Raw genomic sequence first — 13,616 nt, 5'->3', positions numbered from 1 at the left:
TCCGGAATTCCGTAGAATGCCGCCTCACAGCAGGCACGTAGCTCAGTTGGTTAGAGCACCACCTTGACATGGTGGGGGTCGTTGGTTCGAGTCCAATCGCGCCTACCAAACAAAATCCGCTCTGCTGGGCGGTCTAGAAGGGCTCACCGAAAGGTGGGCCCTTTTTTGTTGTCTTGGATTCCTACAGAACGTTCACAAAATATCGGGTTCGTTCACACTGGGTAATGTGAACGCCGATATCAGTTCATTTTCGGATCGGATTTTGCTTTGGGTTGGCTGTGGTGGGGCGGGTGTTGAAGGTTGTGATCAGCCTTGCGATTGCTTGACCGCAATGTCTCGGATGGTTTGGATATTCTGATGAATTGCCGAGAGTACAAACCACACTCCAGAGCCTAGGCAGCCTACAGCGAAGCCAATCAGGGCGCCGATGTACTCGTAGTTGCCCTTCATTGCGAAATACCCCACAACCGTTGCAACGATGATTCCTGCCCAGGCGAAGAAATTCACTACGGTAATCACAATGTCTTTCGTTGTCTTTGCTTCCTGCGTGGTTAGAGTCGGTCTACGTCAAATTCAATCCGCCGTCAGACAGGAGTATCTCGCCAGTTAAGTAGTCAGAGTCAACCAACATTGCGACCGCTTTCGCGATGTCGTCTGGGCTAGCGGCCTTTCGCATAGGTGCGCGAACTCGCCATAACTCCTGCGCCTCTGTCCACTCTGCGGTCAGAGGCGTGTCGACCAAGCCAGGCGCCACAGCGTTTACGCGAATGTCCGGCCCGAGCGACACCGCAAGCAAGCGGGTCATGTGATTGAGAGCAGCTTTGCTCACCGCGTAGGGAATGGATGCGCCCTTGGGGCGGACACCGGCATGTGAACTGATGTTTACGACGCAACCTGCTCGGCGGTAACGGGCGGCATCGCGCAATGCCGACTCGGCCAATGCGACTAGATGGAACGGCGCCACGACATTAATCTCGTTAAGCTCGTGCCACACATCCGAAGTGGCAGAGGCAAGGTCGCTGTGCGGAATAACTCTGCTGATGCCGGCGTTATTGACCAATACATCGAGCTGCCCCCACGCGGCGATCGCCTCTTTTATGAGCCTGACTCTGTCGGCTTCGATAGCAAGATCAGCTTGAACGTAAATAGCTCGCTTCATTTCGGCAGCCATAGCGCGTCCCGTATCAGCAGAACTTCGCGAATGCAGGATCACCGCATAGCCTGCCTGGCTTAATACACGAGCGATGGCTGCGCCGATACCGGAAGTGGATCCTGTAATCAGCGCAACACGTAGTGTGTTATCTGTTGTCGGATGGGAACTCATGCTGAACTCGAGTTAGTTGCTAAAGAGCCACTACCGTACCACCAAGCGGGCAAAGTCGGCGTCTGGCCATCTTGATGACCGGGCGATGGGCTAGTGTTTCGTCATCGTCTCGTCCGCATGCCCCATCAGCGCTTGGATGTATTTACGTTCAATCCGCCGCACCGCCTGCCTTTTCTGGCGTCAAAAAATACGCCCCCGCATCCACTACGAAGTACTGTCTGCACTAATGGCATTCTGATATTTTAACATCGCCAACCTCCGGTACAGCCCCCGTAAAGCTGGCCAGAAAAGACTCATGCCCCACACTACAATCAGGGACGTTGCGATGAATAATGGTCAGAAGATCCTGCTGGAAAGGACGCTGTTTGTGTTGGGGGCCATGGGCGTGGGGATGTTCTGCCTGATCATGGGCAACGCGCTATTTCAGGTAGCGATCAGCGCGGACATCGATCTGTCGCGGGTCATTTACGAAATGTTCGACTACCGCGAGGCCGCGTTCCTCGTCTGGCCGCCGCTGACGGCCGGTTTGTTCTGCCTGTGGCTGAGATCTTTCAGTCAGGCGAGCCGAATGGCCTAACCTGAGGTGAATGCCAGCGCCCGGTGAAGTCCGATGATTGCCCATACCCCCACGCTGTTTGCCTGCGTCGCGCTAGTGGCGACGATCATGGCGTTCTGTCTGATTCTGGTGGGTCAGTTCAACCGGGGTGACGGTTTGCTGACCATCGGTTTCGGTTTGCTCGCCCATGCCCTGGCCTACGTCGGCTACACCTTCTACGGACATGCACCGCTGTGGTTTACCTACGGCCTGGCCAACAGTCTGCTGGCCCTCGCGCTGGCCTGTTATGGCGCCAGTGTGTTCCGCATTGTCGAGCTGCCGGTGCCCTGGTGGCGGGTGTTCGCGCCGCCGGCGGTGATGTTGCTGGCAATGATCAGCCTGATCGATACCCTTGAGCCGCGCATGCTCGCCGCCACATTGGTGTTGATGCTGCAGTGCAGCCTGATCATCCATTGGACACTGCGCTACGTGCCGGCCCAGGGTCGGGCGCGCATGCTATTGATCATCGGTTCGAGCATCAGCCTGATTGGTCTGGGCATGCGCGTTGTCGCGGTGCTCGGCGGTGGCGCTGCCGAGATGCGCTATGACGTGAGCAACCTCAAGCAGACCCTCTCGGTCAGTATCGGCACCTTCACCGCGATGATGATTTCCCTCGGCTTGGTGCTGATGGCCAAAGAGCGCAGCGAATCGTTGTTGCAGCACCTGGCCCTGCGCGATGTGTTGACCGGCATTCTTAACCGCCGAGCGATCATTGAGCAATTCGCCAAGGAAGTGGAGCGTTCGCGTCGCGAAGAATCGTGCCTGGCGGTGGCGATGATCGACATCGACCACTTCAAGCAAATCAACGATGAGTACGGTCACCTGGCGGGCGATGAGGTGATTTGCCACTGCGTCAATCATCTGACCCGACGCCTGCGCAAGTCCGACAGCATTGGTCGCTATGGCGGCGAGGAGTTTTTGCTGTTGTTGCCCTGCGCCAATGCCGAAGGCGCCATGAGCGTCCTTGACGACCTGCGTGCCTCATTGGCCGAGCACCCGGCACAGTATGATCAGGCAAGCATCCCGGTGCGCATCAGTATCGGTGTGTGCTGCGGCATACCGGCTGCCGGCGACAGCCCGGCGAGCTTGTTGGCCAGGGCCGACGCGGCGCTGTACGAGGCCAAGGAGCTGGGGCGTAATTCGGTGCGGCTGGCGTCGGCAACCGGCGCCGCGAGTGAAGCCCCGGTTGCCGTCGCGCCGGTACACCAGCCTCAGTAATTCATCCCGTCATCAATCGCGATGCCTTGCGCGCGCATGGCCTTGATCAACTCGCTGCGGGTGCCCGGCAGGTTGAGCATGGTCTGGGCACGCAGCTGGGTGACTTCTTCAGCCGTGTACGGCTGGTAATTCGCCGGGCGACTGCTGCCGGCCATGCCGTCTTCACGCATCAGCCAGTTGAGCAGGTCGGCCAGTTGCGCGTTGTCCAGTGCCGATTGGGACATGCCCGGCACACGTACGAGAAACTCGCGCCCACCCGGTACTTTCAGGAAGTTGCCGACAAAACCTTTCATCCGCGGCGTGTCGTTGGCGGCTGAACCGCTGCCGTCGCCCAGATGGCAGCCGGCGCATTGCAACTGGTAGTTCACGCCGACGCTGTAGCCCGCCTGGGCGATCGGGGTTTGCGGCGCTTCGTTGCCCGGTGCATGGCGCTGGCCCGGGACGGGGATGGCGCGGGCGAAGGCGGTTGGGGCGCTCAGGGAGCAGATCAGCGCGATGAGGAGCAATTTACTCATGACAAACCCCAGGTCTGTGTAGCCAATAAAAAACAATGCAGGACTGAAAAAAAAGCCGGGAGCAGGCGCTCCCGGCGAAACGAGCAGGTTTAAACGGCGACGCCGCGGATGATCGAGACGGTGCAGTGGTAGATGTGGGATTTGGCGGCCAGGCACCAGTTCACATCGTTGTTGTTGAACGGGCGGTAGGCCGGTTCTTCACTGTCGTTGCGGGTGCAGGCGCACTGGGCGCAGCTTTGCTTACCACAGCAGTCGTTGTAGGAAATGATGTAGTCCTTGCCGTCGGCCGGGTTGCGGCAGGTGCCGATCCAGGTCACTTGCGAGGCTTCGGTGCCAGGTGGGCAGGACGTCACCGAACCGCCGCAGCAGCTGCACAGGAAACCGTCGATGGAGCAGTAGCGCCAGTAGTCGCAGCTGTTCGGATCACCTGGGTCACCGGCTTTCGGGTCGGTGGCGGCCAGCGCCTTGCTGGTGCGATCCAGTGGCAGCAGCAGGGGCAGGGCGGCACCGGCGACCATCAGCGAGCCCATGCGCGACAGCAATTTGCGCCGCGAGGTGGTGTCGGCGACACGGCGGGTGGAGCGCTCAAACAACAGATCCAGCAGTTTCATAAAGGTCTCCCTGCCTTATCAGTGGCTATGGCCGTGGCCGTGGTCATGGTCGTGGGGCTGCGCGTTGAGGTACTGCTGCAGGGTGGCGTGTTTCAGGTGCTCGACCTCGAACAGGCTGTCCAGGTGCTCGCGGGAGTTGACCAGGCCTTTGGCGCGCAGGGTGCCGGCCTTGTCGATCAGCGCGGCGTACGGCAGTTTGCCGATCTGATACGTCATGCCGACTTCCGGGCCGACCACGTAGGTGGCGTCTTCGAGTTTGTGCTCGCGGATCAGCGCTTGCTGGGCGTCCATGTCGCCATCGCTGACGAACACCACGTCGAGGGTGCCAGCCTGTTCCTTGGCGATAGACTTGATCGCCGGCAGCAGCGACTTGCAGATCGGGCAGGTCGGCGAGAGGAAGAACAACAGTTGCGATTTCTCGCCGGCATAACCGAAGTTCACCGGGCGGCCCTTGCGGTCGCTGGCAGTGATTTGCGGTGCCTGTTCATTGACCGCCACGCCTTTGTCGACCATCAGCGCGCCGGCTGGCGCCAGGCGTCCATGGAGGACACCGATCTGACGAACCAGGCCCATGACGACGAACGCCACGGCCACCAATAAAACCCAGAGCAGAATGTTGGAAACGATCAAGCCTTCCATTTTGATTACCTACCAATCAATTTGAGCAGAAGAGGGGAGTTCGCCAGCAAGCCATCGGCGGCGGCGTAGATCAGCAGCGCGACAGCGGCAGCGGCGAGGGTCACGAAACCGTCGAACAGGGTCAGGTCGCGGGCCACCGGTGCCACGCTGGCCAGCAACGCCAGGGCCACCAGCGCGCTGTTGCGCGCCAGCAACACCGGACGCAATGGCTGGGCCTGGTCAGGCCCGGCGCAACCGCAGTCGATGTCGGCACGACCGCGCCACAGGTTGATACCGATGGCGGCGGCGTACAGCGCCAGCAAGCCAGCCGCCGCGAGTGCGGCCCAGCTACGGCTTACCGGCACCAGCAGGGCGAAGGCAATGCCCAGCTCCACTACCGGAACCAGGCGTGCACTTGGACGCACCAGCGCCTGGGGCAGCAGTTGGTAATCCGCCAGTTGCCGGGCGAAGCGTGCCGGTGCACGGACCTTGTGGGTCGCGGCACTGGCCAGCAACACCGCGATGGCGATGGCGCTGGCAATGATGAAGATCGGATCGATGTGCATGGCCGAACCTCTTAGTAGCTCATGACTTGAGTCGCGGTTTTTGCGACCTTGGCCATGCTGCCAGTGTGTGTGTTGGTCTTCAGGTCAAAGATCTGCAGACCGCCTTCCACGTCGGCGCCGAGCAGCAGCGGTTTGTCGTCGCCAGTGGCTTGCATGCTCCATACCGGAACCGGCGCTTCCAGGGTGCCGACCTTTTTGTGGGTCTTGAGATCGAACGCCCAGATCAGCGTGCTCGGGTCTTCCCATTTCATTGGTTCGTGGGCGTCGTGCATCAGCACGTACAGACGATCCAGCTTAGGCGCCACGGCCATCAGCTGCCAGCCGCCCGGGGCCCAGCCGGCCTTCTTCTCTTCCTCGGACACCAGCGACCAGGACGGCAGAATCTTCGGTGCATCACCGGCGAAATCCACCGGGCGCACAGTGCCGGTCGTGGTGGTGAAGTAGTAGGTGTCGCCGACGTTGACCGCGCGCTCCACCAGTCTTTCTGCGTTCGGGTCGAAGAACGGCGTGCGGCTGCGGGCGGTTTCCTGGCCCTGGTCGTTGAGGGTCACCACCTGCAGGCTGCCGTCGCCGCACAGCGAGGCGAAGCGGCGGTTGCCCACCGGGTAGTTGAGCACGCAGCCGGGGATCGCGATTTCCGTCGCCACTGCCTTGGCCTGGGTATCGACCACAGTCACCGAGGTCGACGGGGTGAAGTTGTAGACGTAGACGAACTTGTCGTCGCCGCTGGTCTTCAGGCCGTAGCGTTGGGTCAGCGACTCGGCGCGCTTGTTCGGGATCAGCACTTCCCAGGCCGGCGACAGGGTCGAGCTGTCCCAGGCGGTCAGCACGTCGGTGCGCACGCCACGGGTGCCACGGGAATACCAGATGTCGGCGCTGTAGAGGGTTTTCTTGTCATGACTCAAGGCCGATGGCGCGGCGAAACCGGTCGGCACCATGCCCAGCACGCGTTTCTGGTCCGGGTCGACCACGGTCACGCGGCCCGCGACGAAGCTTTCGAACTCGACATCGACCACGAACGCGCGGTGCGCTTCCGGGGGAAATGCCAGCACAGTCTGGCCAATGGTGTCCGGCGGCAGATCAGCGCGGGCACTGTTCAAACCGAGTACAAGCAGGCTCAGGCCTAGCGCTGACTGTACGGAGATCCTGTTTGTTCGCATAAGGGGAACTTCCTGAATTGTTGGTAACGCGGATCGCGGGTGCTTTGGCAGATTTTCACGGTTTGATTCTAGTCCGCGCCGCCGGCGGGAGAATTGCCCTGCCTGCCAAGTGTTTGTGTGTCTGTGCCAGTGTCATCAAACCGGCATAAGCGCCTGACAGGACGGGCTCAGCGCGGGGCTGAAAGCGGCAGGGAGAAGCTGAACACCGCGCCGCACGGCTCGAGGTTTTGCGCCCAGATATCGCCCCGATGACGGCCGATGATGTTCTTGCACAGCGCCAGGCCGATGCCGTTGCCGCTGACCTTGGACGAGAAAAAGCCGTCGAACAGCTTCTCCTGCGCCTGGGCCTGGATGCCTCGGCCACTGTCTTCGATTCGCACCAATGCCACGCCCTGGTCCTGGCTGGCATGGATACGCAACAGCCGCCGTTCGATTGGCAGGTCGGCCATTTCTTCGATGGCGTTGAAGGCCAGGTTGAGGATGACCTGGCCGATCAGCACTTTTTCGCAACTGACCCGCAGCGGCGTGGGCGAGGGGACGATTTCCACGCGGACCCGGCTCGGGTCGGCACGCAGGCTGATGAAGTACTGGGTTTCGCCCAGCAGCTCATTGAGGTCGACCTGCTCCTCGCTCTGCTCCAGCTTGACCACGTAGTCGCGCACGCTCTTGATGATCACCGAGGCATGCTCGATTTGCCGTACGGCGCTCTGTAAACCCCAGGTGACGCCCTGGTCGGTGGCGGCGCTGGCGCCCAGGCGAATCACCGCACCTTCGATAAAGTTGCGGGTCGCGGCCAGTGGCTGACTGAGTTCGTGGGCAATCGCCACCGCCATTTCGCCCATGGCGTTGTAGCGCGCCAGGTATTCGAGTTTTTGTTCACTGAGGCGCCGTGCTTCTTCGGCCTGCACCTGCTCGGTGACGTCGCGGAACAGCAGCAGGTGGCCGGCCAGGTCGTCCTCGATTTCGATATAGCGGCAGGTCGCGTCATGCCAGCGCCATTCACCGTCGCGCCGTTGCACCCGATAGTGCACGGCGAAGGGGGCGTGTTCCGGCGACACATTGCTCAGTTGCTGCAGCAGGCGTTGGCGCGAAGTCTCGTCGCACCAGGCGAGGAAGTTTTCGCCCAATAGATGCTGTTCTTCGCCGTGGAGCAGGTGGGCGCCGGAGTCGCTGATAAAACGGATATCACCCTGCGGCCCGAGCACCGCCACGCCCTCGGCCAGATCCTGCATAAAAGCCTTGAGCCGGCTTTCGAAGCGCTTGAGGTCGCGCTTGACCTTGTCTTCTTTGGAGATGTCGCGGAATTGCACCATCAGCACATCGCGGCCGTCCAGGTGGACCAGGGTCGCCACCGCCTCGGACAGAATCTCCACGCCCTGCTTGGAGCGATAGCACCACTCGATGGCACGTTGCCCGGTGCGTGCGGCGCCTTCCAGCCAGCGCAGGCCAACGGAGCGCCGGTACTTCGGCGCGTCGCGGGTCATGTCCGGGGCTTTCAGCGGGGTCAGTTCTTCCAGAGTAAAGCCCAGCGCCGCCAGGGCCGCAGCGTTGGCCCAGAGGATCTCCTTGGTGTGCGCGTCATGAAGAATGATGCACAGCGGCATGGCTTCGATCAGCGCATAAAAGTCGTTCGGTTTTGGCAAATACATCGCGCAGCCCTTCGCAGCAGCGGGTTCCGGCCGAGTGTGGCCCAAGTATGGCGTTTTATACCCGCTCGCGCATGGGGATGCGCTCAGAGGTAACCGCTGTCGCACTAGGGGTTTTCTTTAGGTGGGGGGCTGCACGCACCAATAGTTGGGCGTGGGCGGGGTTTTTACACTGGACCGCAATGCAAGGGTATCCGCACCTGCCGTGACTTTTGACCTGTAGGAGCGAGCCTGCTCGCGATGATCGTCAACGATAACGCGTCCTGTCTGATTGGACGCGCCGTCTGGAGGTTTTTCGCGAGCAGGCTCGCTCCTACAGGGAACGGCGCAGAGCCCTCTAACAATAAGCACAACGGAGAATTCGCCCATGCTGCGCTCAGCTGTCGTCCTACAAGATCCGGTTTCCGATCCGGTCGAGCCGATGCTCGACAGTCAGTTGTTTCAGCAGGTGCTGGCCGAGGTGCGTGAGCGTCGTGAAGAGTTCGACGCCCTGTCCCATGTGCCTCGGGACATGATCGAGCGCTTCAAGCAGGTCGGCATCTACCGTGCTGCCACGCCGAAATGCTTCGGCGGCGACGCCCTGGCGCCGGGCCTGTTCCTGCAGATGATCGAACGCATCTCCGAAGCCGACGGCTCGGCCGGTTGGGTCGCCAGCTTCGGCAGCGCCGGTGTCTACCTGGCTGCATTGCCCCCGGAAACCCTCGCCGAACTCTACGCCGACAGCCCGGACCTGGTATTCGCCGGCGGCCTGTTCCCGCTGCAGCCGGCGCAGGTGGTCGAAGGCGGCTGGCAGGTCAACGGCACCTGGAAATTCGCCAGCGGCTGCAAGGGCGCGGACTTGCTCGGTGTCGGCATTGGCGCCAGCGCCGCCGGTGGCAAGCCTCGCACCGCAGTGTTCCCGGCCAGCCAGGTCGAGATCATCGAAAACTGGGACGTGGTCGGCCTCAAAGGCACCGGCAGCCATGACCTGCGCGTCAGCGAACAATTCGTCGAAGACCGCTGGACCTTCATTCGTGGCGGCGCTGCGACCATCGACGAGCCGCTGTTCCGCTACCCCTCGATTGCCTACGCCGCGCAAGTACTGGCCGTGGTCAACCTCGGCCTGGCCCGCGCCGCCCTCGACGAAATCAGCCGCATGGCCAACGGCGGCGGCATCACCGGCGCGCCGAAACTGGCTGACCGTGCCTACGTGCGCATCGAAGTCGCCAAGGCCGAAGCCACCCTCAGCGCCGCACGCTCGTTCTTCTACGGTGCGACCGAACAGGTGTGGAACTCGATTTTGGCCGGCAATCCGGTCACCGCAGAGCAGACCAGCCTGCTGCGTCTGTCAGCGATTCACGTGTCCCAGGCCGGCGCTGCCGTGGTGCAGAGCGCCTACAGCTTGGCCGGGACCACCGCGATTTACCTGCGCCATCCGCTGCAACGCTACCTGCGCGATTCGATGGTGGTGACCCAGCACGCCTTCCTCAGTGAAGGCCTTTACGACGGCGCCGGCTCGGTGTTCCTCGGCGTCCAGCCGTTCCCGGGCTACATCTGATTTTTCTCACTCATTCAAGGATCACTGTCATGTCCCAAGCTACCCAGGAACCGTTGCGCGTCGTCTTCTGCATCGGCATCACCCAGAACTTTTTCGACCTGCCCACCGGCGAAGGCCTGAGCGTCTGGAAAGGCTTCAGCAAAATGATGGGCGACCTCGGCGCGATGCCTGGCATCACCGTGCTCGGCGCCATGGATGACGACCGCCTGATGGTCGGCCCGTCCACCACCTCGCCCTGGACCGTGTACATCATGGCCGACGTCGACTGCCACCAGACGGTGATCGACGCCTGCAACCTGTTCCGCACCACGCCGGTCAACGAATACAGCCTGTGGCGCTACGCCAAGGTCGAAGCGCGCATCGGCCGTCCGCTGACCATCCCTGACGCGGCCAAGGTGTAAGCCATGAACGAGGCCTTGCTGCAGCGTCTGGCGACGCTCGAAGGGGAAAGTGCAGTGCGCCGCCTGATGGCGCGCTACATGGACCTGTGCGATGTGCCGCGGGCGCCGGTCGAGGCCCGCGACCTGGCACAACTGTTCACCGAGGACGCGATCTGGGAAGGCCTCGGCACCCAGACCGCGCAGACCTTCGGCCAGCACCGTGGACGCGAGGCGATCGCGGCGTTCGTTGCGGGTTACCTGCCGCCGTCCGATCACTTCCAGCTGAACCTGCATTACCTCACCAGCGAGTCGATTGTGGTCGACGGCGAAGGCGCGCAGGGGCAGTGGATCATGCAGCAGATTTCCACCTACGCCGATGGCCGCAACGAGCTGTTCGGCACCCGGTTGAACATTGATTTTCGCTGCGTCAACGGTACTTGGCTGATCGCCCATTTCCGCACCCAGCGCCTGTTGAACCTGGAGCTGCGCCCATGAGTACCTTCATCAGCGAATTCCTCCTCGGTGGCAACGGCAAGCGCGTGGCGATCAAGGACTCGATCGATATTGCCGGACACCCGACCCGTTCCGGTAGCCGCGCGTTTGCCGAGGCTGCCCCGGCTATCAAGAACGCCGAAGTCGTCGACGCGATCCTCGACGCTGGCTGGCAGATTGTCGGCAAGACCAACCTGCACGAACTGGCGTTCGGCGTCACCGGGATCAACGACTGGACCGGCACCCCGATCAACCCTCAAGCCCCTGACCGGGTGCCCGGTGGTTCCTCCAGCGGCTCGGCCGCGGCGGTTGCCGCAGGCCTGGCGGACATCGCCATTGGCACCGACACCGGTGGTTCGGTGCGCGTGCCGGCGGCGTGCTGCGGGGTTGCCGGTTTGAAGCCGACTTATGGGCGGGTCAGCCGGGTCGGTGCTCACCCATTGGAATCGAGCCTCGATTGCGTCGGGCCGTTCGCCAGATCCATGGACGATCTGATCGCCGCGATGCAGGTGATCTGCCCGGGCTTCAACGTGCAAGGCCTGCCCGGCGATGGCGCCAAAGTCGGTTTTCTCGACGTTGCTTGCGACGCCCATTTGCAAGCCAGCCTCGGTGCCGCTGCGGACCGTGCCGGATGGCGGCGCAGCCACCTGCAGTTGAGCGAATTCGAAGCGGCATTCGTCGCCGGGCTGACGGTGATCAATTTTGAAAACTGGGCCGCGTTCGGTCACCTGACCGGCAAGGGCCTGATCGGTGCCGACGTCGAAACCCGTTTGCTGGCGGCCAGCCGTACCTCGCGTCAGGACCTGGCCGAAGCCGAAGCCGTACGTGCGCGCTTCACCCGGCAAGTGGATGAGGCGCTTGAAGATTTTGCCGTATTGCTCTTGCCAACACTGCCCAGCCTGCCGCCGACCGTCAGCGACGCCCGCGCCGGCAGCAAGGCTGTAGCCGGCATGACGCCGCTGGTGCGGCCGTTCAATTTGAGCGGTCACCCGGCACTGACGGTGCCGGTGGAACTGGACTGCGGCGGGCTGAAAGTCGGCCTGCAGATCGTCGGGCGCAAGGGGCAGGACGAACAGGTCTGCGCCTTCGGTGCGCAACTGCAACAGAGCATGCTCGGTTAGCCCCCGGGATCAACACTCATCATAAAAACAAGCCATGAGGAGAACCGCATGAGCATTCATGAATACCCGCTGATCGCGACGTCGAGAAGCCCCGAACAGCTGGTCCAGCACGACCGCGTCGACGTTTCGCTGTACAACGATCCGGCGCTCTTTGAAGCCGAGCTGGAAAAGATTTTCTACCGCACCTGGGTGTGGGTTGCCCACGAAAGCGAAGTGCGTAACAGCGGCGACTTCAAGACCGCGACCATCGGCCGTCGTCCGGTGATCGTGGTGCGCGATAAAAAGAACAACATCAATGTTCTGGAAAACCGCTGCCGTCATCGTGGCGCCACCGTGTGCGAGAAGCACAAGGGCAATGCCACCGGTTTCACCTGCCCGTACCACAGTTGGTCCTATGGCCTGGACGGCAAGCTGCGCGCGCTGCCGTATCCGGACGGCTATGAAGGCATCCTCGAAAAGTCCGAACTGCCGCTGACCAGCCTGCGCGTCGAAAGCTACGCCGGCATGATCTTCGCCAGCTACAACGACGAGATCGAGCCGCTGGAAGATTTCCTCGGTGGTGCCAGGCACTGGATGGACCTGTTCATGAAGCAGGGCGCCGGCTACCCGATCAAGACCCAGGGCGAACACAAGTTCAGCTTCAAGGGCAACTGGAAGATCCAGCTGGAAAACACCACCGACGGTTATCACTTCCCGATCGTGCACAAGTCGTTCATGTCGTCGGTGGATGAAGAGACCTCGGAAATGCTCTCGTTCATGACCGACGAACAAGCCGTGACCCACTCCCTGGGCAACGGCCATAGCGTGATGGTGATGGTCCCGGAACACGTCGACCTCGATCACGACGACGGCACCGAGCAGTTGCAGGAGCGCTTTGCCCACGTCACCGAAGAGCTGTCGAAAAGCATGCCGGCCGATCAGGTGCGGCGCATCGTGCGCTCCCTGCACGGCGCCGGGTTCAACTTGAACCTGTTCCCCAACGTGGCGATGTCGATGTCGTTCTTCCGTGTGCTGCGCCCGGTGTCGGTCACCGAAACCGAGATCCGTCACGTTGCCCTGGGCATGGACGGCGGCCCGGAAATCGCCAACCGCGAACGCATGCGCATCCACGAACACTTCCAGGGCCCGTTCGGTTTCGGCAGCCCTGACGACGCCGAAGCCTGGGACCGCGTGCAGCGCGGCTCGTATGCCGGCGTCGACGCGCCGATCCTGGTCAACCGTGGCCTGAATCGGGAAATCACCGCTGAGAACGGCGACAAAGTCAGCCACGCCACCGACGAAGGCGGCATGCGCGGTGCCTACGACATGTGGAAAAGGATGATGAGCCAATGAGCAATCACGACACCTTGAACGGTTTCACCGGCCCGCTGGCCCAGGCCATCGAATTCATCTGGCGCGAAGCCGAGCTGCTCGATCACAAGCGCTACGCCGAGTGGGCGACCCTGTGGAGCGACAGCGGTAAATACATCATTCCGATCGACCCCGACACCGAAGATTTCGAGGCGACCCTCAACTACGCCTACGACGATGCGCGCATGCGTGACTTGCGCATCGAACGCCTGACCGCCGGTTACTCGCCGTCGGCGGTAGACGCGGCGAAAACCATCCGCACAGTCTCGCGTTTCCGCCTGGTGGAAGCCGCTGGCGATATCGTCGAAGTCAACTCGGCGCAGGTGCTGTACGCCTACAAACGTGGGGTGCACACGCCGTTCGTGGCCGACCTCAACCACCGCATCCGTTTCACCGATGGCGTGCCGTTGCTGGAGCGCAAAGTGGTACGGCTGATCAACTCCACCGACAGCCTGAGCGCGCTCGGCTTCCTGCTGTGAGGAC

The 13,616-nt window shown here is 62.0% G+C and carries 16 protein-coding genes and 1 tRNA gene; 9 read left to right on the top strand and 8 right to left on the bottom strand.

Going from position 1 to position 13,616, the window contains the following annotated elements; all coding sequences use genetic code 11:
* The first annotated feature begins 31 nt into the window (after positions 1-31).
* Positions 32-108 (top strand) — tRNA-Val (locus NR126_RS19215).
* Positions 109-306: 198 nt separating this feature from the next.
* On the opposite strand, the gene NR126_RS19210 is transcribed toward NR126_RS19215, so the two are convergent.
* Complete coding sequence (locus NR126_RS19210) at positions 307-519, bottom strand: hypothetical protein (protein WP_051550593.1); 213 nt, start codon at positions 517-519, stop codon at positions 307-309.
* Between the two features lie 43 nt (positions 520-562).
* A complete protein-coding gene (locus NR126_RS19205; RefSeq protein WP_256830855.1) occupies positions 563-1,324 on the bottom strand; it encodes an SDR family NAD(P)-dependent oxidoreductase in 762 nt (253 codons plus the stop codon).
* A gap of 325 nt (positions 1,325-1,649) precedes the next feature.
* Here NR126_RS19205 and NR126_RS19200 point away from each other — a divergent pair, with 325 nt between their 5' ends.
* Together NR126_RS19200 and NR126_RS19195 are read left to right on the top strand one after the other, a co-directional pair.
* On the top strand, positions 1,650-1,901 hold the full coding sequence (locus tag NR126_RS19200; protein ID WP_027620623.1) for a hypothetical protein: 252 nt from the start codon (positions 1,650-1,652) through the stop codon (positions 1,899-1,901).
* 33 nt (positions 1,902-1,934) lie between these two features.
* Entirely contained in the window at positions 1,935-3,137 is a 1,203-nt protein-coding gene (locus NR126_RS19195; RefSeq protein ID WP_051550592.1) for a GGDEF domain-containing protein, read from the top strand.
* Here the strand turns inward: NR126_RS19195 and NR126_RS19190 are convergent.
* The 6 genes from NR126_RS19190 to NR126_RS19165 all read right to left on the bottom strand — a co-directional run bounded on the left by NR126_RS19190 (position 3,131) and on the right by NR126_RS19165 (position 8,256).
* Entirely contained in the window at positions 3,131-3,652 is a 522-nt protein-coding gene (locus tag NR126_RS19190) for a hypothetical protein (protein ID WP_027620622.1), read from the bottom strand. The two genes, NR126_RS19195 and NR126_RS19190, sit on opposite strands and share 7 nt — an antisense overlap.
* Before the next feature lie 89 nt (positions 3,653-3,741).
* A complete protein-coding gene (locus tag NR126_RS19185) occupies positions 3,742-4,263 on the bottom strand; it encodes a methylamine dehydrogenase light chain (RefSeq protein WP_027620621.1) in 522 nt (173 codons plus the stop codon).
* Positions 4,264-4,281: 18 nt separating this feature from the next.
* On the bottom strand, positions 4,282-4,902 hold the full coding sequence (gene mauD, locus NR126_RS19180; RefSeq protein ID WP_027620620.1) for a methylamine dehydrogenase accessory protein MauD: 621 nt from the start codon (positions 4,900-4,902) through the stop codon (positions 4,282-4,284).
* Positions 4,903-4,907: 5 nt separating this feature from the next.
* Positions 4,908-5,447, bottom strand: coding sequence for a MauE/DoxX family redox-associated membrane protein (locus NR126_RS19175; protein ID WP_027620619.1), 540 nt, complete (start codon positions 5,445-5,447; stop codon positions 4,908-4,910).
* An 11-nt stretch (positions 5,448-5,458) separates the two neighbouring features.
* The gene (locus NR126_RS19170; protein WP_256830853.1) at positions 5,459-6,607 is read right to left on the bottom strand and encodes an amine dehydrogenase large subunit; all 1,149 of its coding nucleotides are present in this window, start codon (positions 6,605-6,607) and stop codon (positions 5,459-5,461) included.
* A gap of 167 nt (positions 6,608-6,774) precedes the next feature.
* The gene (locus tag NR126_RS19165) at positions 6,775-8,256 is read right to left on the bottom strand and encodes a sensor histidine kinase (protein WP_027620617.1); all 1,482 of its coding nucleotides are present in this window, start codon (positions 8,254-8,256) and stop codon (positions 6,775-6,777) included.
* A 364-nt stretch (positions 8,257-8,620) separates the two neighbouring features.
* Between NR126_RS19165 and NR126_RS19155 the strand changes: the two genes are divergently transcribed.
* Genes NR126_RS19155 through NR126_RS19130 form a run of 6 tightly spaced genes read left to right on the top strand, consistent with a single transcriptional unit; the run spans position 8,621 to position 13,612 of the window.
* Positions 8,621-9,790 (top strand): acyl-CoA dehydrogenase family protein, encoded by a 1,170-nt coding sequence (locus tag NR126_RS19155; protein ID WP_105754730.1) that lies wholly within the window; start codon positions 8,621-8,623, stop codon positions 9,788-9,790.
* A 29-nt stretch (positions 9,791-9,819) separates the two neighbouring features.
* Positions 9,820-10,191: a hypothetical protein gene (locus tag NR126_RS19150; RefSeq protein ID WP_027620615.1), complete on the top strand. Its 372-nt coding sequence runs from the start codon at positions 9,820-9,822 to the stop codon at positions 10,189-10,191.
* A gap of 3 nt (positions 10,192-10,194) precedes the next feature.
* Positions 10,195-10,665 carry a nuclear transport factor 2 family protein gene (locus NR126_RS19145; protein ID WP_027620614.1) on the top strand — a complete coding sequence of 157 codons (471 nt, stop codon included), beginning with the start codon at positions 10,195-10,197 and terminating at the stop codon, positions 10,663-10,665.
* The gene (locus NR126_RS19140) at positions 10,662-11,783 is read left to right on the top strand and encodes an amidase (protein WP_256830852.1); all 1,122 of its coding nucleotides are present in this window, start codon (positions 10,662-10,664) and stop codon (positions 11,781-11,783) included. The genes NR126_RS19145 and NR126_RS19140 overlap by 4 nt, the downstream gene beginning before the upstream one ends.
* Before the next feature lie 48 nt (positions 11,784-11,831).
* Positions 11,832-13,115, top strand: a complete 1,284-nt coding sequence (locus NR126_RS19135) for a Rieske 2Fe-2S domain-containing protein (protein ID WP_027620612.1) — start codon at positions 11,832-11,834, stop codon at positions 13,113-13,115.
* Complete coding sequence (locus tag NR126_RS19130) at positions 13,112-13,612, top strand: aromatic-ring-hydroxylating dioxygenase subunit beta (RefSeq protein WP_256830851.1); 501 nt, start codon at positions 13,112-13,114, stop codon at positions 13,610-13,612. Before NR126_RS19135 ends, NR126_RS19130 begins: the two co-directional genes overlap by 4 nt.
* Positions 13,613-13,616 lie beyond the last annotated feature (4 nt).

The sequence above is a fragment of the Pseudomonas sp. Pse1 genome (assembly GCF_024519635.1).
Taxonomy (GTDB): domain Bacteria; phylum Pseudomonadota; class Gammaproteobacteria; order Pseudomonadales; family Pseudomonadaceae; genus Aquipseudomonas.
The sequence above is the reverse complement of the archived record's forward strand: the minus strand, read 5'-3'. Positions and strand labels throughout refer to the sequence as shown.